This window comes from Gilvimarinus gilvus, from assembly GCF_030518155.1.
GTDB lineage: Bacteria > Pseudomonadota > Gammaproteobacteria > Pseudomonadales > Cellvibrionaceae > Gilvimarinus > Gilvimarinus gilvus.
This window is the reverse complement of record NZ_JAULRU010000446.1, coordinates 1-303: the sequence shown is the minus strand read 5'-3', so window position 1 is coordinate 303 and position 303 is coordinate 1. Positions and strand designations below refer to the sequence as shown.

The window sequence follows — 303 nt, the reverse complement described above, 5'->3', positions numbered from 1 at the left end:
TACAACATTTAATCCACAAGCTTCAGAAGGAAATTCATCTTTTACAGATTCAGGTCCTTCAATAACCCATAAATGGAATTGTTCACCTTCAACAACTAAATTATCTTTATAACCTAATTCTTCAGTAATTGCATCCATTTTATCACGAGGATATCCTGGTACAATTCTATCTACTAAAGTGTTACAGAAAATGTTATCTTCATTAATCCATTCAACAAACTCATCACCTAAATTCCAGTCAGCAGCATATTGTAGGATTATTTTCTTTAAGTTATCTCCATTACGGTCAATTAATTCACAAGG

1 protein-coding gene is annotated in these 303 nt (G+C 31.7%); it reads right to left on the bottom strand.

Going from position 1 to position 303, the window contains the following annotated elements; translation table 11 throughout:
* On the bottom strand, nucleotides 1-303 hold a 303-nt coding region (locus tag QWI17_RS08805), incomplete at both ends, for a mannitol dehydrogenase family protein (RefSeq protein ID WP_502553143.1).